13 protein-coding genes are annotated in these 18950 nt (G+C 42.9%); 1 reads left to right on the top strand and 12 read right to left on the bottom strand.

Features of this window, described 5'->3' with window-relative positions; genetic code table 11:
* Positions 1–98 precede the first annotated feature (98 nt).
* The 11 genes from trhO to HMPREF8578_RS04890 form a co-directional block, all read right to left on the bottom strand.
* Positions 99–1085 carry an oxygen-dependent tRNA uridine(34) hydroxylase TrhO gene (gene trhO / locus HMPREF8578_RS04945; RefSeq protein WP_001030010.1) on the bottom strand — a complete coding sequence of 329 codons (987 nt, stop codon included), beginning with the start codon at positions 1083–1085 and terminating at the stop codon, positions 99–101.
* Positions 1086–1216: 131 nt separating this feature from the next.
* Positions 1217–1513 (bottom strand): bacteriocin immunity protein, encoded by a 297-nt coding sequence (locus tag HMPREF8578_RS04940; protein WP_000188116.1) that lies wholly within the window; start codon positions 1511–1513, stop codon positions 1217–1219.
* A 68-nt stretch (positions 1514–1581) separates the two neighbouring features.
* Positions 1582–2271 carry a CPBP family intramembrane glutamic endopeptidase gene (locus HMPREF8578_RS04935; RefSeq protein ID WP_000760775.1) on the bottom strand — a complete coding sequence of 230 codons (690 nt, stop codon included), beginning with the start codon at positions 2269–2271 and terminating at the stop codon, positions 1582–1584.
* Positions 2272–2431: 160 nt separating this feature from the next.
* The gene (locus HMPREF8578_RS04930; protein WP_000800397.1) at positions 2432–3916 is read right to left on the bottom strand and encodes an ABC transporter substrate-binding protein; all 1485 of its coding nucleotides are present in this window, start codon (positions 3914–3916) and stop codon (positions 2432–2434) included.
* 108 nt (positions 3917–4024) lie between these two features.
* Positions 4025–4948: a carbohydrate ABC transporter permease gene (locus tag HMPREF8578_RS04925; RefSeq protein ID WP_000818344.1), complete on the bottom strand. Its 924-nt coding sequence runs from the start codon at positions 4946–4948 to the stop codon at positions 4025–4027.
* A gap of 13 nt (positions 4949–4961) precedes the next feature.
* Positions 4962–5891: an ABC transporter permease gene (locus tag HMPREF8578_RS04920; RefSeq protein ID WP_000714584.1), complete on the bottom strand. Its 930-nt coding sequence runs from the start codon at positions 5889–5891 to the stop codon at positions 4962–4964.
* 200 nt (positions 5892–6091) lie between these two features.
* A complete protein-coding gene (locus tag HMPREF8578_RS04915; protein ID WP_000251429.1) occupies positions 6092–7972 on the bottom strand; it encodes a beta-N-acetylhexosaminidase in 1881 nt (626 codons plus the stop codon).
* Positions 7966–8835, bottom strand: coding sequence for an ROK family protein (locus tag HMPREF8578_RS04910; protein ID WP_025168812.1), 870 nt, complete (start codon positions 8833–8835; stop codon positions 7966–7968). Before HMPREF8578_RS04910 ends, HMPREF8578_RS04915 begins: the two co-directional genes overlap by 7 nt.
* Positions 8836–8933: 98 nt before the next feature.
* On the bottom strand, positions 8934–11579 hold the full coding sequence (locus HMPREF8578_RS04905; protein ID WP_000432729.1) for an alpha-mannosidase: 2646 nt from the start codon (positions 11577–11579) through the stop codon (positions 8934–8936).
* 285 nt (positions 11580–11864) lie between these two features.
* The gene (locus tag HMPREF8578_RS04895; protein WP_000640496.1) at positions 11865–13145 is read right to left on the bottom strand and encodes a glycoside hydrolase family 125 protein; all 1281 of its coding nucleotides are present in this window, start codon (positions 13143–13145) and stop codon (positions 11865–11867) included.
* Between the two features lie 129 nt (positions 13146–13274).
* Positions 13275–14621, bottom strand: a complete 1347-nt coding sequence (locus HMPREF8578_RS04890; RefSeq protein WP_001285368.1) for a hypothetical protein — start codon at positions 14619–14621, stop codon at positions 13275–13277.
* Positions 14622–14779: 158 nt separating this feature from the next.
* Between HMPREF8578_RS04890 and HMPREF8578_RS04885 the strand changes: the two genes are divergently transcribed.
* The gene (locus HMPREF8578_RS04885) at positions 14780–16867 is read left to right on the top strand and encodes a GH92 family glycosyl hydrolase (protein ID WP_000854336.1); all 2088 of its coding nucleotides are present in this window, start codon (positions 14780–14782) and stop codon (positions 16865–16867) included.
* 577 nt (positions 16868–17444) lie between these two features.
* Here HMPREF8578_RS04885 and adcA read toward each other — a convergent pair.
* Positions 17445–18950 carry a zinc ABC transporter substrate-binding lipoprotein AdcA gene (gene adcA / locus HMPREF8578_RS04880; protein ID WP_000736540.1) on the bottom strand — a complete coding sequence of 502 codons (1506 nt, stop codon included), beginning with the start codon at positions 18948–18950 and terminating at the stop codon, positions 17445–17447.

Here is an 18950-nt window from a genome sequence, read left to right as displayed (position 1 = left end):
TTACACATAGTATACCCTATTTTCCTGAAAGATACAGAAACAAATTTTAGATTTTTAGATAAAAAGCATAGAAAAACAGCCCCTAAAGGCTGTTTGCTTTATACTGTAGCGACTTGATCCAAGCTTTCACCGATAGCAGCTAAGCGCTCCACCACTTCTGCTTGTGTCAATTCATTTTCAGCAACATAGCGGTTGCGTGGGTGAACACGGCACTCGTGTGAGCATCCACGAAGGTACTTATCTTCATTTTCTTCTGATGTCAGGATACGACGGTTACAGAAGGGATTGCCACAATTGACATAGCGTTCACATGGTGTTCCATCAAACCAGTCTTTCCCTACGATGGTTGGGTTAACATGGTTGACATCAACTGCGATACGCTCGTCAAAGACATACATTTTCCCATCCCAAAGCTCACCTTGAACTTCTGGGTCTTTACCATAAGTTGCGATTCCTCCGTGCAATTGGCCAACATCTTTGTAGCCTTCACGCACCATCCAGCCTGAGAATTTCTCACAGCGAACCCCACCTGTACAGTAAACTACGACACGCTTGTCCATGAATTTTTCTTTATTATCACGAACCCATTGTGGCAACTCACGGAAGTTGCGGATGTCTGGACGGATAGCCCCACGGAAATGTCCTAGGTCGTACTCATAATCGTTACGTGTGTCAAGGACAACGGTATCTTCGTCAAGAAGGGCTTCTTTAAACTCTTTTGGAGACAAGTATGCACCTGTTGTCTCAAGTGGGTTGATGTCGTTGTCAAAGTCGTTGTCTTCCAAACCAAGGTGAACAATTTCTTTCTTATAGCGAACAAACATCTTCTTGAAGGCTTGTTCATTTTCTTCGTCAATCTTGAACCAGAGGTCTTCCATTCCTGGGAGGCTGTGAACGTAGTCCATGTATTTTTGAGTTGTTTCGTAGTCACCTGAAACAGTCCCGTTGATTCCCTCGTCAGCGACTAGGATACGACCTTTAAGGCCGATTGATTTACAGAAAGCCAAGTGATCTGCCGCAAATTGCTCTGCATTTTCAATTGGAGTATAAAGGTAGTAAAGTAAGACACGAATATCTTTTGCCATAAGATTTGTTCTCTTTTCTATTCTTAAATTTTCAGAATTTTTCATTCAACTATACTAGTATACCCACTTGGGAAAACGAATGCAATTTATTTGACCGGAAATTGTAGAAAGAGTCCTACCCCTGCACTTCATCAGTAACCATACCGAATCGCAGATAATTCTCTCAATTTTTTTATTTGCTTAGCTTGACTTTCTGACAAACTTAGCTTGTTATCAATCAACACACGTGAGATGTCAACATTCATTTGGCTCAGAATAAATGGAGTAGAGGTTCCATCATCCTCTAATCGTTTTTGATAAATCACTAACTGATTTTTCAAGGGAGTAAGTTGAGGCGCAGCCTTTATATCTTCCAATAGATGATCAATGATGGTCATGGCTTCACAACGCCTTTCGCTTCCTCCAGAGAACCATTTTAATGGTGTCATTCTCATTTTCCTCCTGAAATTCGCTGATAAATTGAAAAACTATAATCCCTAACTCTCATGCTAATATTTTACCCAAACACCCTATGTAAAAAAGTCAGCAAAAATGGCAAGGTCGCTACAATATTATTGATCACATGCACTGCATAGGAAGGATAGATGCTCTTGGTATAGCGGGTCAAACCAGCAAAGATGATTCCAACTGTTGCAAAGACGAAGATATCTAACAGACTAGGAAAGTTTGAAAAATGAGGGAGAGCAAATAAAATGGACGGAAGAAGCAAATCAAGAGCAAATCTCGAATCTTTAAAAAAGGCGTGTTGCAGTAATCCTCTATAGATTAACTCTTCCATCAGTGGAACCAGAAAGAACAGGGCTATATAGATACCTAGCTCTGCAAAGTTAGTCCCACTATAACCAATCAATACAGCCCAACCTTCAGCAGTTGACTGAACATGTTTAGCTGTCTGAACGTTAAAAAAGATCTGGAGCACTACCACTAATACTGTCAAAATCGAATACCAAAGCCATTTTTCTCTTGGAATGCGAAAGAGATAACCATGGCCTGTCTTAACCAGAATCCAAATCATGACTCCGATAAATAGCAAACTCAAGATATTTTGAATCCAGAAGAAATTGCCAATCTGGGAAGAAAATTGCCAATAGTTTTGGACAATAAGCGTCAGCTGGGAAAGGCCAAATACGAAAAATAGGTAAGAGAAGACAGCACTCATTTTGAAAAGAAGACGATATTTTTTCATAATAAATCCCCTATAGATGTATGTGTATCACATCGCATAAACCCTCAGAATCACTGTTTTCATTTTTACATCCTAAAAATCACTACCTCCCCTAGAGAACTAAGGAAGGCAGTGATCACATTTTTAGGAATTAGGAATGAATACACGAAATCAATCGTTCTTATGATTTTTTGTTTTTCAAGAATTCGTCGTATTGTTTTTGCATTTCGTTCAATACTTTTTCGTAGGCACCTTCAGATTTCAATTTTTCCATCAATTCTGGGATAGCTTTATCTGGGTCTACAGTACCAGTGTTGATAGCTGTATCGAATTGTTGCATTGTGTTAGAAATTGCTGAGATTTCAGATTTCACATTGTCAGTGTTAAAGATGAATCCAAGTGCTGGAGATTCTTTAGCTTCTGCCAATTGTTTCTTAGAATCTTCGATTTGTTGGTCTGTAACGTTTTCGTTGATGTAAAGAATCCAGTTGTTACCAGTGTTCCATCCACCCATGTGAGTATTTCCTTTGTAGCCATCAAGGACGCGTACACGGTTTTCTTTACCTTGAATTTTTTCCCAGTTCTTACCTTCTGGACCGTAAACAAGACCGTTCAAGAGTTCTGGGTTTGTGTTCAAGAGATTCAACACTTCCATTGATTTTTCTTTGTTCTTAGAGTTGTTTGAAATGACAAAGTTGGCAACTTGTGTTGTTTGGTTTTTCTTGATAAAGTTAGTGATTGGTTTGATTTGGATATCTTTGTTAGCAACACGTGAGAGCAAGCTGTTACCGTAGTCAGCTGGTCCTACTGTTTCTTCACGAACAAACCAAGTATCTTGTTGAAGGTCAAATGAAGTGTCGCTTGTTGCTACGTCTTTTGGAATGTATCCAGCTTCATAGAATTTGTGAAGAGTCTTCAAGTGTTCTTTGAAACGAGGCACTTCGTAACGGTTTACAATCTTAGTAGTGTCTCCTTCAAGGTCGATAACAAATGGGAGTCCGTTTGGTACTGGGTAGTCAAAGTTATCAGATGGGATAAAGTTCTTCGTAACCGCAAATGGTACTACGTCTGGAGCTTTTTCTTTGATTTGTTTCAAGACTGGCTCAAGTGTTTCGTATGAAGTTACACCTGAAATATCGATACCGTATTTAGCAAGAAGAGTTCCGTTGAAGGCAAAGTTTTGAGATGATGCAACGTTAGCTGCAACTGGTACTGCATAGATCTTACCGTTTACAGTGTTCCCTTTGATGTAAGCTGGGTCAAGTGCTTTGTAAAGCTCTGCTCCTTCTTTTTTATACAATTCTGTCAAGTCAGCATAAGCACCTTTTTGAGCATTTACAACATAGTTAGATGCAAATGCGATATCATAGTTTTCACCAGATGATGTGATAACAGACATTTTCTTATCATAGTCACCCCATCCAAGGTATTGGATATCCAATTTAGCACCGACTTTTTCTTCGATGATTTTGTTTGCATTTTCTAGCAATTCATCCAAGTTGTCTGGTTTGTCACCGATTTGGTACATTTTGATTACAGGTTTTTCACCTGAAGTAGTATCTGCAGCTTTTTTGTTGTTACCTGTAAGGTTTCCACAAGCAGCAAGACCAGCAGCCAAAGCGACTACGCTAGCAGATGCAAAAGCATATTTTTTCCAGTTTTTCATGATAAAAACTCCTTTTTTTATTTTTAAACTTATAAACGATTTAATGATTTTTAACTTCAATCGCTATGATGAAGTTGGGAAGGGAGAAACGGTGTTTCTCAGCAAGTGCTATTCTTTCACACCACCGATTGTCAACCCTTTAACAAAGTAACGTTGGAAGAATGGATAGAGAATCGCGATTGGAAGGGTTGCAACGACAACCATGGCCATACGACCTGTTTCTTTCGGTAGAGCGACTCCCAGTTGGCCAGATAGGCCGACTGCTTTTGCGATGTAGTCCATATTTTGCTGGATTTGCATGAGCAAATACTGTAATGGATACAAGTTGTCACTCTTGATGTAAAGAAGGGCGTTGAACCAGTCGTTCCAGAAACCAAGAGCTGTCAAAAGCGTGATGGTTGCGATACCTGGAAGTGACAAGGGCAAACAGATCTGGAAGAAGATCCGAGCTTCACTGGCACCATCGATACGAGCAGATTCGAGAATGGCTTCTGGAATGGTCTTCTTGAAGAAGGAACGCATCAAGATGATATTGAATGGTGAGAGGAGCATTGGAACAATCAAGGCCCAAACAGTATCACCCAGTTGAAGCAGGCGAGTGACCACGATATAGCCTGGTACCAAACCAGCGTTGAACAACATACTAAGAAGAGCGAAGATCGTGAAGAATCTGCGGTACTTAAAAGTTGTCCGTGAGATGGCGTAGGCATAAGTGGTTGTGATGAAGACGTTGGTCACTGTTCCGACTACAGTTACAAAAACTGAGATAAAGAGCGCTTGGAGGATCTTATCTTTAAACTGAGCCAAGAACTGGAATCCGTCTACACCAAACTTCGAAGGGAAAAAGCTATATCCATACTGGAGGATGCTCTTTTCGTCTGTCACCGAAATGATGATAACGAAGATAAAGGGCAAGATACAAGAAAGAGCGATCAAACCAGAGATGATACTAAAGAAGATATCTGCTTTCTTACTGAAGGAGTGAATGCCGACATTATCGATTTTTTCTTTTTTAATTTTCTTTTCTGCCATATTCTCCTCCTTTCTAGAACAAAGCTGAGTTTGGATCGACTCGTCTTGCAAGTAAGTTTGATAGGATAACCAGAATCAAACCGACAACGGATTGGTAAAGACCGGCTGCTGAAGCCATACCGATATCTGCTGTCTGAGTCAAACCATTAAAGACATATACATCCAAAACGTTGGTTACATTGTAAAGCTGACCAGCATTGTGTGGAATTTGATAGAAGAGACCAAAGTCTGCACGGAAGATATTTCCGACTGCAAGGATGGTCAAGACTGTTACAAGTGGAGTCAACTGAGGAATGGTTACGTTGCGAATGCGTTGCCACTTGCTAGCCCCGTCCACTGTTGCTGCTTCGTAGTAGGTTGGGTCAATTCCCATAATCGTCGCATAGTACATGACACTGCTATATCCAAAGCCTTTCCAAATACCTAGGAAAAGGAGAAGGTATGGCCAAATGCCTAAGTCAGCATAGAAGTTGACTTCCTTCATGCCAATAGATGTTAGGAAATGGTTGAAGACCCCTTTGTCAATGTTTAGGAAGGCATCTGTAAAGAAACTGATGATAACCCATGACAGGAAGTAAGGGAACAACATAGATGTTTGGAAAATCTTAACCATTCTCTTAGAGCGAAGCTCGCTGAGGATGATGGCAATCCCTACTGATACAATCAAACCGATAAAGATAAACCCGAGATTGTAGAGAACGGTATTTCGAGTGATGATAAAGGCATCTTTTGAACTAAACAAGAATCTGAAATTATCTAACCCGACCCATTTACTATTCACAATACTATCTATGAAACCATTACTGGTCATATGGTAGTCTTTAAAGGCAACCACATTCCCAAATACTGGAATGTAAAAGAATAGAATCAACCAGAGTGCCCCTGGTAAAACCATCAAGAGAAAGATCCAGTTATCTCTCAAGGTCTTTGAAAACTTTTTCATAATTTCCTCCCTTTTTATTCCTAAAAACTGATTTCATCGAATTTTTAGGTTTGATAACGATTACATTATTAGTATACTCCTATTTGAAGGCTAGGTTAAACTACTAATTATAGAAAAAACTCCACAAATTATTTTTTGTGGAGAAGTTTTTTATAAGAAATAGGTTTCACGAGGAACACTCTGACTCGGAAAAGATGCCTTTAAGTCGTATAAATCGTTGAAGCTGTCGCAATAGTATGCCACTGGTTGGCTGTAGTTGCTGCGAAGTCCTTGTCTGCGTAGAAGTCAGTAAATGGTAGGATCTCGACTTCTAATTCTTCGATGCGGACAATCTGACCTGCCAGATAAGCCTCGATGCGGCTTTCTGCTCGCTTGATGCGTTGCAAGAGTCCGCCCATACGGATATCAACCGTATCCAAACCAAAGACCTTGTTTTCTTTCAACCATTGGTGGCTAAAGAGGGCATGGAAGTTTTCAATCTCGCTTCTAAGTTTTGGTAATTCTTGTCTTGCGATTTCTCTCAGACTTTCTTTATCGTTTACTTGGTAGGCCTGACGAATGCGTCGTCCCACATCCACTTTACTGCTTAAAATCTGGTTCAACTGGGCCTGAGTTTCAAAGAGATAAGCATAATTTCCTGCTTTTTCTTTGATTTCAGCAAGCGTCGCAGCTGCCTGAGCAAAGTGTGGCCCGTCCTGTTCAGGTGTCATGTGTCTGTCAAGAATCGGGCAAAGAACATCCTGATAAAAGACATAGCGGTTGGGATTGATACCACTGAGATTGCCTGGCAAATCTGGCAAGAGATTGGCAAGGTCAATCTGCATGAAGTCCTCAACTGATAGACCTGTATTGGTCTTGAAGTAGGCAGACAAATGGTCGAGGTCATTGCGGTAGCTGAGTTCTGCCCAGATTTGCAGACTTGGTAGAATAGAAAACTGGGCAGTTTCCCCACCATTGTCCCCCCAACCCGTTACAATGACTTCTTTGATGTCGTTAGCACGACAGGCTTTGTTGGCTTCAAGAGCAATAAGACGGCTGAAATGGTTGTTGGGTGTGAAACCGATCCACTTCCAAGCACCACCTGCAAAGGCAATATCTTGGCTAATCTTGTGATGGTTGCGGAAATTGCGATTGTATTTTTCCTCGCTATCCTGATAATAATCCCAGTAAACCAAGGTTACACGGTCTTTGAGACGGTCTAGGTAGACACGAGTTTCCTCAGGGATTTCCACATCGCGGTCATACTGGCCATCTGTTGACATGAGTTTAAAGAACATATCGCTCCACATCTGGCAGTGGAAACCATACTTGTCAGCAATATCCAGCACGCGCTCCAAGTGTTGACACATGAGAAGACTGCGGTCCACAACACCGTTCAAGATAAGGTAGCGTCCCAAACCAACCAAGTGGGCTTCGTCCATCCCGATATTGACCTTATGAGTCTGCAGTTTAGACAGAGTGGCAAACATCCCGTCAATCAAATCATAAACTTTTTCTTCACCGATAAGAAGAATGTCCTCTACATCACGGAGCTCCTGCACTTCCTTGACACCCCATTTGACAAAGGCTGATAAGTGAGCCAATGTCTGGATACAAGGCACAAAGGTCATGTCAAACTGCTGGGCATAGGCTTCGATTTCCTGCAACTCCTCTGCTGAGTAGGCGCCACGGAAGTAACCAAAATAAGGCTGCCCCTCAATCTGATAGGTGTCTTCCATATAGAGCTCGAAGGTTGAGTAGCCCATGAGAGCCAAGACTTCAATCATCTGTTTGGCAGAAGCGACATTTAGCACTGCATTTCGCGAACAGTCTGCCATGTAGGCCAACTCTTCATAAGCAGCCTGTTCTTCAAGGTCTACCTTATCACCTTCTGCTAGAGCTGTTGCCAATAAGGACAAGGCGCGGTAAAGTTGGTGGGGCTCGCGGTAGGTTAGTTGATAGTGTCCACCTTGACCTATAATCGAGATAGACGTTTGATCAGACTGAGCGACTGCAACTTCCACATCTGGTAAAGAGATATGTTTTGTCAGCAAGTCAATTGCCTGCGTTTGCTTGGAACTAAGTCCTGTAAATCTTACCATTGATTTTCCTCCTGTAGCCAATTGACAAGGGCACCGTAGAGATTGGCATCTGCATGATAGGTGCAGGCTTGGATGACAGGTGCGACCGTGTATTCTTCGTAGGTTTCGACAAATGCATCAACAGCTTTTTTGACGCCTTGGATAAAATCTGGATTTTGACTGATAGAGCCTCCCAAACTAATGACATCTGGGTCGATGAGATACTGGATATTAAGCAAACCTTGAGCCAGATTACGATTCATGCGCTCAATCGCTTCTTGACAAAGAGCATTGCCAGCTGCGGCCTCTTGGTAAATCTTGCGTCCGTCCCAGTCAGTCTGACCAGATTTTTCAATCACGTATCGAACCATATTTCCAGTTGACGCTAGTTGCGACCAGTTGTTGAGTTTTTCAGCAGGTGCAATGGTTGTCATATAGCCAAACTCTCCCCCCAAGCCATGACGACCTCGGTGAAGCTTGCCATTGATAATCATGGCCCCACCAATCCCTGTCCCAATAACGACACAGGCTGCATTTTCAATCTCTGGGTGAGCCAGCAGTTCACTAAGTCCAACACAGTTGGCATCATTTTCTAGATGGACAGGCAGCTGATGATGAGCAAGGGCCTCATACCAAGAAAAACCGTGAATATAAGGTACGGCACTAATTCCCTCAATCACACCTGTTTCTTGATTGACCGCGCCTGGAACGCTCATGGCAATGCCCTTATAATCTTGCTCTGACAAGCGTTGCTCTAGCCACGCCAGTAAAGACTCCAAACTTTCTGGCGTCGGAGTACTTGTCTTATCTAGTATTTTTCCATCAGGAGTCAGACTGGCAAACTTAATCCCAGTCCCTCCGATATCAATGGTTGCAATGGTCATTGTTCTTCCCATAAAAAGGGGCGAATCAGTAGTTAGTCCTTACTCTTTCGCCCCTCCTTTCTATCTCATAGTATTAGTTATCAAACACTTTAAAACTATTAAATGTCTTCTTTTTTAATCAATTCTGTGCGAATCTCTTGTGGTGCTAAAAGTCCCGAATGAACTGGATATGGTCGTTCAAGCAAGTCCAAAATGGTTTGTTGGTGTTCTGATATACGCACATTTTCTTGACTCATATTGTAGTAACGAAGTACATATCCTTCTTCATTTTCAGCTACCTTAAAGGCTGTCGGGCAGACTTGTGGCAAGCTGAGCGCCGCATGGCTCAAGAGGCTACCAGTCGCTGCCACACTTCCTTCTTGTTTAGCAACTTGAAGACTTGTAAATGGTGTTTGGAAGGCTTTGGCACGACGGAAGGCTGAGAAGCGTTCTTGTGCTTGGTGGCATTCCAGAGCAAACTCGACTTCAAACTCACGCAAGCACTGAGCTTCTGGTGTTGGGAAGTAACCCCAGTCACCTAACTCACCTGAGGCACGAAGAATGGTCACGGCAATGGTATCGTCTCCAAGGATTTCATACTCGTGCAATCCTTTATTTGCCACCGTCACCCCTTTTTCATCATCATAAAGGCTGACAAAGGCTTGTTGGTGTTGTGGATTTTCAGGATTTTCCCAAGAAGCAGCTGGTTTGTTTGGTCTTGTCACCACCTCATAGATACTTTCAGAGTCATTGCTTGGACGAGTGTTATGAGTCTTAACCAAGAGACGGATACGGTGGTCCTTGGCTGTGTTAGTAAAGCGAGTCTTGAAACGAATTTGTGGATTGTCAACAAAGACGGTCATCTCTGTTTCAAGAAGAATGCTTGTCAATTCTTCTGAGCGCCCAGCTTCACGCGTCATAAACTCGATGATGCCTCTTTGTTCTGCATCCAGTTTTTCGTCTGCACTTACTGGAATTGTCAATTCATGCTTGAGCAAGATCTTGGCAAAACGAGCTGTATTTTCCAAGACTTCACAGCCTTTGAGTTCTGCGTAGATAGGCTCTGTTCCTTTTGGTTGGAAATAGATGTACTCATTTCCAATGTCACCACGGTCTTCAAAGCGAATAACATCTTCATAAGCTTCATGAGTTGTCTTGTCGTAGACCGTGATGTTTTCATCCACACTTACCGTTACAAATGGCGTATCAATCACTCCATTTTGGTAAATACCATCACGGTGTTCTTGTTCTCCTTCAAGCAATTGGAAGGTTGTCCAAGAAAGTGGTGCCAGATGAACAGGCACTGTCACGCGCACCTGTCGAGCGATACGAGCCTGACGGAACTTGTCTTTTGGCAAATCATACTCAAAATTAGCTCCCAAATCTTCGATTTTCGCTTCTACAGCATGCCCTTCCAAATCTTCAACACGGTATCTTGGCAAGGTCAAGGCTGCCATCTTCTTATAGCCTTCTGTTGGGTGCAATTCTTTAAAATCACAAGTCGCCACATCAATCACTGTGCTGACCGTATCAACCTTGTCATGCAAGCCTGTGTTAATGACAGTAAAGAGATGGTCGCTTTTGGCTTCGTGGGTTGCGATTTTGCCCTTCCACTCGTTGAGAAGATTGGTCTTAACGAAATTTCCGACTTGGTTGACCTTGGCAAAACGTGTTTCCATCTCACGGTGAACCTCGTCCACACTACAGCCACAGATACTGTCATGCGGAGCATTTTGTAGAAGAACTTTCCAAGCATAGGTCAACTGGTCCTTATGGTTGTGACCACCAGTGATGACAGTCAATGGTTCCACTACTTGTTCTAGCAGGTTGCTATTTTCTTGGAAAGCTTGTTTGAGGTAAATGCGTGAAGAAGAAGTGTTGGCAAGTGTGTACCAGCCATCTGTTTCCTGACTTGTCAACTCACCTGTAACCGTTGATAACTGCTCTGGTAGGGCACTTTCTACTGCATGGACATAGTCATCAAAGGAACTATGCACAAAGGTCACATCTGGGAAGAGTTCATTGGCCACATGAATGGCTTCACTCAGATTTCGCTGTACAGGCTGGTGGTCACAGCCGTTCATCATCAACCATTGGTTGGTCGAAGCGTAGTCACGCACGTCTGACAATTTTTGTTTCCAAAAGGCCAGAGCTTCATCCTTATCAACTGGAATTTCATTTCCATTACTGTACCAGTTGGCAAAGAGGATACCGAGGACACGACTGCCGTCCGCACCCTGCCAGTACATTTCTGAAAACTGAGAAGTGAACTGCTCGTCTTCGAGGACTTGGTTGTCAAATCCAATCGGCTTGACACCACGACCAAAAGCTGCCACGTGAATACCTGATTTTTGAAGGATTTGAGGAGCTTGTCCCATATTTCCAAAGGTATCTGGGAAGTAACCAATCTGGGTTGATTTGCCCCATTTTGCACATTCTGCTTGACCAATCAAGGTATTGCGAACGTTGGCTTCGCTGGAAATCAAGTAGTCATCCTGCAAGATATAAAAGGGACCAATTTTGAGTTTACCTTCGTCAATGTAACGCTGAACCTTGTCACGGTTTTCAGGACGAATTTCTAAGTAGTCATCAAGGACAATAGTTTGTCCATCCAAGTGGAAACTCTTGAACTCAGGGTCATTTTCAAAAAGATCAAAAAGATTGTCAAACAATTCCACCAGCTGCATACGGTGGCTTTCAAAAGGTAAGTACCACTCACGGTCCCAGTGACTATGTGAGATAATATGAACTACAACATTTTCCATGAAGTAAAACCTCATTCTAAATTTAAATTTTAACGTTTTAAATGTAAAGGTGTGATTCTGACAAGAATCGGTGAAACTAAAGCGCGCTCCTTATACTCAATGAAAATCAAAGAGCAAACTAGGAAGCTAGCCGCAGGCTGCTCAAAGCACTGCTTTGAGGTTGTGGATAAACTGACGAAGTCAGCTCAAAACACTGTTTTGAGGTTGCAGATAGAACTGACGAAGTCAGTAACATCTATACGGCAAGGCGAAGCTGATGTGGTTTGAAGAGATTTTCGAAGAGTATTAGCGAATATCTAGATAATCCAAAACCAATTCACAGAACATCATGTTGGCCCAAGAGAACCATTCACGAGAGTAGAGAGTTGGGTCGTCCACGTGGAAGCTTTCGTGCATAACACCTGTGCCACCATCGCAGGCAACGAGCTGATCGAGTAAGAATTTCTTCTCTGCCTTATCTCTTGTTGTCAAGCCTTGGATAGAAAGGGCAATGGGCCAGATATAGCGATAGAAGGTATGAGAACTTCCGAGACCGCTAGCGTATTCTCCTTGGTAGAAGTATGGATTTTCAGAGCTCAGAATGGTACGGCGTGTGGCTTGATACACTTCGTCTTCAATGTCGCAATAGCCCAGATAAGGCGCCGCCAATAAACTTGGTACATTTGGGTCATCCATGATGCTAGCATTCCCTAAACCATCCACTTCAAAGGCGTAAACCTTTTCACCCTTGCTGTTAGTGGTGTAGGCATAATTTTCGATGCCTTCTTGGATTTCAGACTGGAGACGCTCAGCGTCTGTCATGATGTTTTGGCTATCAGCCAAGTTTAATTCTGCAAAGATCTCTTGCACATACCCCAAGACAACTACTGCAAACATATTGGACGGAATCAAGTAGCTATACTGGCAGCAGTCATCACTCGGTCGGAAAGCTGACCAGGTCATACCTGTCACTGCAAAGTCAGGTCCAAAGCCATCATTTACCAGAGTATCTTCCTTACGGTCTGTATCTCGAATAAAGCGATATGGAGAGTTCTTGTGATCTTGCTCTACCGTCCAGAGGTGAAGAATTTCCTTGGTCGCTGCAACAAAAGTCTCATCAAACTGACTGGTCTCGCCAGTCTCTTTCCAAAGGAGATAAGCCAGCTGCAAAGGATAGCAAAGCGAGTCCACCTCATACTTGCGTTCCCAAATCCAGCCATTAAGGTCGGTATGGTCAGTCTCGTGGTGGCCCTTCCAATTCTCCTCAATGTTAAAAGAGTTGGCATAAGGATCCTTGAGAATCAAAGTCATCTGACGCTTGACCAAACCTGCAATGGTCTGACGCAAGAGAGGATCTTTTTTTGCCACATGCAGGTAGGGTCTAAGTTGGGCTGTCGAATCCCGAAGCCACATGGCAGGAATATCCCCTGTGAGTACAAAGGTTGAACCATCTTCTAGGATCTCAACCGTATTGTCCAAGGTGTCTGTATAGCAACGCTCAAAGACATCCACCCACTCCGGATGGTCCTTAGCCCGCTCTGCTACTTCATCCAGCCATTCTCTAACAATTTCTTTCGAATAAATCATCGTGCAGTTTCCTCTTTCAAACAAGTTTCATGTTCAGTATAAAAAAAAACGCCTCCAAAAGATATACACAAACTAAAGTCGTTTTGAAACAAACTTATGAAAAAAAGTTGGGGCTCTCCCCCAACTTTTCTATTCACTTTTCTTTTCTTCGTAAGCCTTATAACCTTCGGTAGCCAGTTCAGCTTTTAGACCTTCTAAATCTTTTGATCCCCAGCTTGATACTTTAGAAGCAGCATCAAGATCTAGATTGCCATCTTTCAACAGGTAAGCTTGATAACCATAGTATTTGTAACGAACTTCTTTTGAATTGCCACTTGACCAAGTTACTTTATAAACTGTTATCAACGAAACTTTTCCATTTGATTTTTTGTTCTCTTCTGGGATAACTTTCAAATAACTGCCTTGCGACTCTAGAGTGTAGGTGCTAAAGGAGCTATTTTGATGTTCAGACTTGCTATAGTCATCATTCTTTTTCAGAAGATCCGCAAAGTTCTTCACATCTTTTAAGTCTTTCAACCCTTCAACAGTCACCTCAACTTTATTGTTGTCAACAACTTTTCCTTTTGATTTTAACTCATTAATATAGGTCACACTAACAGTAAGAGTAACTGTATCTCCGTTCTTCAAGTTTGTCGGACGTTTGTTATCTTCAAAGTTGAAATAGGCGTCTTTATTAGGATTTTCTGTAATAGACGCTATGCCATACCCATTAAATCCAGTAAATGTCACAGGAGTTTCTTTGAGCAAATCAGCCGCTGATACCTTCTCATATTCTTTCAAGTTTTCAACTTTGAAAGTTTTCTTTTCAGCTTTAAATGGTGAGTTTTTTGAGCTTGTTGTTACAGTGAACGTAACTTCATCCCCATTTTTGAGACCATTTGTTTTGTCAAATTCATAATGGACACTACTAATCATCGCTTCTGCTTGTATCAATTTAGACGCCAACTTGCCATCTCTTGACACCTCTGCGTAAATAATAGGATCTTTTTTAGCCAAACCAGCTGCCTGATCTTTATTAAAGCCTACTTTTTGGTATGCTATTTCTGCTACTTTCTCAGCAATATCTTGACTATTATAAGTTACCGTTCCAGATTCTTCATAACCTGAGAACTCAACTTTAACGTCGCCAATCAAGCTTTTTGGTTGTGACTGGATAACATTGTATCCCACAAATGCCACAATAATAACGGCTACTGCCACAAGAGCTGCAATGATTTCTTTGCGTTTCGTTGCAAACAGCCCTTTGGTTTTTTCAACTACTTGTTGAGCTGAAGCTTTTGCATCTTCTTTCTGTTCTGATTTAGAATCTTTCTCTTCCACCACTTCTTCAGATTGGTCATCTTTTGCTTGCTCAGAAGCAGTTTCTTCCACAGTTTCTGGTTCTTGAGTAGCAACTGACTTCACATCCTCTACAGGCGTGTTTTCAACCTTCTCTACAGATTCTTCGTTATTCACATTATTTACCGAATCACTCATAAAAAAATCCCCTTTTCTTTTTTATTGTCTCCATTCTAACAAAAGAATGAATATTTGTAAATTATTAACCGAAATTTATAGGTGCATTCACTTTTTAAAATTCGGTTATTGGCAATTTCATGTTATACTAAACAAAAACTCCAACAGAAAGCTTTTTTATGAAAACACTACTTGAAACCATCGATACCCGCTTTGGGACTGCCAGCAAACACGCCTTTTCTCGGGGAAATACCCTGCCTTACACAGGCGTGCCTTTTGGGATGAATTATTTTGTGCCCCAGACCAGTGACCAGGAGGGAGCTTGGCTTTTCGATCCGCATCTACCTATTTTTCAGGGGATTCGACTAACCCACCAGCCCAGTCCTTGGATTGGCGACTACTCTTGGCTACTCCTGACACCTGTCACAGGTCAGCCTGGTGGAAACAGTCTCTTTCATCGCCAGTCTTCTTATGATATCGAAAAAGCCTCCTTCCACCCCCATTATCTGAAGATTTTCTCCCTGCACTATCAGATTGAAACCCAGCTCACACCGACTTGCTATGGCGCTTCTATTCGTTTGGAGCAAAAGCAAGGCAAAGCCCTCTCCCTCTATCTTCACGCAGTAGATGAACTGACAGTAGAGCAAGTAGATAAGCGAACTCTTGCCCTGCGACAAGAAGGTAAAACTGAGACCAACAAAAATCCACTAACGATGTTCACGTCCCTGAAAATGAACACGGATCTTCTTGCCATCAGCCAAGAAGGTGGAAACTGGCGGATTGACTTCGCAGATAGCCATGCCGAGATTCAACTAGCGACTTCTTTCATATCGCCTTCTCAAGCTCTGCTTAATCTACCTCAAAAGGACTTTGATAGCTGTAAAGAAAGTGCGAAAGCAGACTGGGAAGACCTCCTCCATCGTTTTGACATACTAGAGACAGGGGAAGCCGACCGAATCTTCTTTGATCACTGCCTCTACAGACTCTTCCTCTTCCCACAGACATTTTATGAAGTGAGAGAGTCAGGGCAAGCCATCCACATGGACATGACTTCTGGTACTGTCAAGCCTGGTGTCCTCTTTAGCAACAATGGTTTCTGGGATACCTTCCGCACCACCTTCCCCCTCTTTGCTCTTATCATACCAGAACACTATCATCGCTTTCTAGAAGGTTTCCTCAATAGCTACCGCGATACTGGATTCCTTCCAAAATGGCTAGCCCCAGATGAACGTGGCATGATGCCTGGTACCCTTTTAGATGGCATTATCGCAGATAGTGCCTGCAAGGAAATGGCCCCCGACTTGGAAGAAGAACTCCTTCAAGCCATGCTGGAGACGGCAACTAAGCCCGACCCTCTTGGCATCAACGGTCGCCACGGTTTGACACAATACCAAGAATTAGGTTATCTCTCTACCGACCACCACGAAAGCGTCAGCCACACCCTTGACTATGCCTATAGCGACTTTTGTATCGCCAACTGCGCTGAAAAGCTTGATCAAAATGACATCGCCCAGACTTATAAGGTCGCATCGCAGAATTACCGCCATCTCTTTGACGCTGAGACAGGCTACATGCGTGCGCGTGATAGCCAAGGAAACTTCCGACCTGACTTTTCCCCCTATAGTTGGGGACGCGATTATGCCGAATGTTCTGCTATTCAAGCGACTTTAGGCGTCCTCCACGACATCCCAGGCTTAATCCAACTGATGGGCGGAAAAGAAGCATTTAGCCACTACCTTTTGAAAGCCTGTCAGGACGCTCCTCTCTTTGAGACGACTGGTTATGGTTACGAGATTCACGAGATGAGCGAGATGGCTACCGCTCCTTTTGGGCAAATCGCCATTTCCAACCAACCGAGCTTCCACATTCCTTATCTCTTCCGCTACAGCGACTACCCTGACTATACCGCTCTTCTCATCAAGACGCTACGTCAGAAAGCCTTTCACCCAAGCTGGCAAGCCTATCCTGGCGATGAGGATAATGGCAGTCTCTCTGCCTGGTACATCTGGTCAGCTCTTGGATTCTACCCGACCTGTCCAGGCAAACCAAGCTACGACCTCGGAATCCCTCTCTTTGACCACCTCCGTATCTACCTGGCTAAGGAAAATAAATGGCTGGATATCCATGCCGAGCAAAACCACAGCCATTTCAACTTTGTCAAAGAATGCCGATTGGACAAGACCATAGTATCTAGCCTTCAACACCAAGACCTCTTGAAAGCTGAGCAACTGACCTTCACCCTCAGCTGGCTACCAAATCACTCCTAACCAAAAGAACCTTTGCACCGCGCAAAGGTTCTTCTTTTATGAAACTTGGACCTGAAGTTGATCTACAAGCTGACTCTCTACAGTTATCCACAAGTTGTGGATAAGAAAACATGCCTAAAAATCAGCTTCTACAGAAGCTAGCTCTTATACTTTGAACCTGTCTCCCTCAGGCAGACCTATTCAAATCCCTACTAGACTAGGATTTCTACTAGAAAGCTAGCCCGTTACTAGTTTCCGGGGCAATTCTCAAGACCCCTCTAGGATATTAGCTAAATGTTCTGTTCCACCCAGACTTATCCACAGACTGTGAATAAACTAGTGTTCCAGGCCACTCTCTCCTTGACTATAACAAAAAGCGATAGCAGCGTCAATATGCCTAAGATTCCTTCCTAAATCCCCTGAAAAGATTCTATAATTTGTACAATCGTAGCTTTTGCATTCGTCAGCTAGTGAGAATCAGCCAGTAGAAAATGACTTCTTTACCACATTGCGAGCTGCACAGCTGTGGTACTATAATACCTAACTACCTAATCATTTCTACCAAAAAATCCCGCAGATTGCGGGATTTTCTCTTGCATCAATGCGCCAACATTTCTTGGGCGATTTCTTGGCCAGATAGGTTATCTGGGTAGTAGGTTGGCCAGTTGTCCATCTCTTCAAAGAGGGCTTCTTGGCTAGTACCTCCAAAGAAGATATGGAAATGTTCTGCCTTGACTGGGGCGATATTGTGGTCACTAAACTGAACATACTTGAACTGTCCAGCGTCCGCATCTGTCGCTTCAAAGAGGAAGCGCACGCCACGATTGCCTTTCTTATAAGTCAAGATTTTCTTGCCGACATACTTGTAGGTGAATTTCTTGCTTTGGCCACCTTGAACAAATTCCATAGTGTTGTCCGTGATGTTGATTTTGGTCACATCTGTCTGATAGCCTTTTCTATAGTAGGCCTTGTACTCATCCTTAGTCATCTTACCAGTCAACTTAGCCTTGTAGTCAAAGACTTGATCAAAGGTTCCATCTTCAAGGAAAGGATAGACCGACTGCCAGTTACCAGCATAGTCACTCAAGGTGCGGTCCTTGACATCTGCATCCTCAAAGTAACCATTGTGAACTGTCTTAGTGTTTTCTTCCTTCTCTGGTTCGATTTCTGGTCCTTCTTGATCTGTTGTCTGCTTGAGAGCCTTGAGGTTTTTCTCCATGATAGAGATATAGTCCTCACCAGCCTTGGTTGCTTCTTCTGTCAGACTTTCTAGCGGATTGAGCACGTCTAGTTTGACACCTGTTTCTTTTGAAAGTGTATTGGCGAGGGCTTGTGAGGCATTTTCTTCAAAGTAGATATAAGAAATCTTGTTTTTCTTGATATACTCGGTCAATTCTGCCAAACGTGCTGCTGATGGCTCTGCATCTGGTGAGAGACCTGAGATGGATACTTGCTTGAGACCGTAGTCCAAGGCAAGGTAGTTAAAGGCAGCGTGCTGGGTCACAAAGCTCTTTTGTTTAGCTTGAGACAAGCCATCTGTGTAGGCCTTGTCCAAGGCTTGCAATTTTTCGATATAGGCAGCCGCATTCTTTTCAAAAGTCTCTTTTTTATCAGGATAATCTGCTGACAAGCTGTCACGGATATGCTCTACCAGTTTGATGGCGCGTGCTGGTGAAAGCCAAACGTGGGGATCGTAGTCGTGATGGTGCCCCTCACCGCCATGATCATGCCCTTCCTCTTCTTCCTCACCACCTGGCAAGAGGAGCATATCACCTGTCGCCTTGATGGTTTTCACCTTTTTCTTATCCAAGGATTCTAACAATTTTGGAACCCAAGTTTCCATGTTTTCATTTTCATAGACAAAGGTATCTGCATCTTGGATTTTAGCAACTGCCTTGGCAGACGGTTCGTACTCATGGGGTTCTGTACCAGCACCGATTAGAAGTTCTACATTAGCAGTATCTCCTGCGACTTGCTTGGTAAATTCGTAGACAGGGTAAAAGGTTGTCACGATATTCAGCTTCCCATCTGCCTGTTTTTGATTGGAACAAGCCACTAAAAACAGGGCACATAGACTAGCTAGTAGTAAGCTCAGTTTTTTCAT

This window comes from Streptococcus oralis ATCC 49296 (genome assembly GCF_000185265.1).
Taxonomy (GTDB): Bacteria; Bacillota; Bacilli; order Lactobacillales; family Streptococcaceae; genus Streptococcus; species Streptococcus oralis_BC.
Note: the sequence above shows the minus strand (reverse complement) of the source record. Positions and strands in the feature narration are given on the sequence as shown.

Bases quoted from the DNA above. Each gene is read 5' to 3' on its own strand.
- trhO (WP_001030010.1), bottom strand. From the start codon at position 1,085: ATGGCAAAAGATATTCGTGTCTTACTTTACTACCTTTATACTCCAATT.
- HMPREF8578_RS04940 (WP_000188116.1), bottom strand. From the start codon at position 1,513: ATGACACCATTAAAATGGTTCTCTGGAGGAAGCGAAAGGCGTTGTGAA.
- HMPREF8578_RS04935 (WP_000760775.1), bottom strand. From the start codon at position 2,271: ATGAAAAAATATCGTCTTCTTTTCAAAATGAGTGCTGTCTTCTCTTAC.
- HMPREF8578_RS04930 (WP_000800397.1), bottom strand. From the start codon at position 3,916: ATGAAAAACTGGAAAAAATATGCTTTTGCATCTGCTAGCGTAGTCGCT.
- HMPREF8578_RS04925 (WP_000818344.1), bottom strand. From the start codon at position 4,948: ATGGCAGAAAAGAAAATTAAAAAAGAAAAAATCGATAATGTCGGCATT.
- HMPREF8578_RS04920 (WP_000714584.1), bottom strand. From the start codon at position 5,891: ATGAAAAAGTTTTCAAAGACCTTGAGAGATAACTGGATCTTTCTCTTG.
- HMPREF8578_RS04915 (WP_000251429.1), bottom strand. From the start codon at position 7,972: ATGGTAAGATTTACAGGACTTAGTTCCAAGCAAACGCAGGCAATTGAC.
- HMPREF8578_RS04910 (WP_025168812.1), bottom strand. From the start codon at position 8,835: ATGACCATTGCAACCATTGATATCGGAGGGACTGGGATTAAGTTTGCC.
- HMPREF8578_RS04905 (WP_000432729.1), bottom strand. From the start codon at position 11,579: ATGGAAAATGTTGTAGTTCATATTATCTCACATAGTCACTGGGACCGT.
- HMPREF8578_RS04895 (WP_000640496.1), bottom strand. From the start codon at position 13,145: ATGATTTATTCGAAAGAAATTGTTAGAGAATGGCTGGATGAAGTAGCA.
- HMPREF8578_RS04890 (WP_001285368.1), bottom strand. From the start codon at position 14,621: ATGAGTGATTCGGTAAATAATGTGAATAACGAAGAATCTGTAGAGAAG.
- HMPREF8578_RS04885 (WP_000854336.1), top strand. From the start codon at position 14,780: ATGAAAACACTACTTGAAACCATCGATACCCGCTTTGGGACTGCCAGC.
- adcA (WP_000736540.1), bottom strand. From the start codon at position 18,950: ATGAAAAAACTGAGCTTACTACTAGCTAGTCTATGTGCCCTGTTTTTA.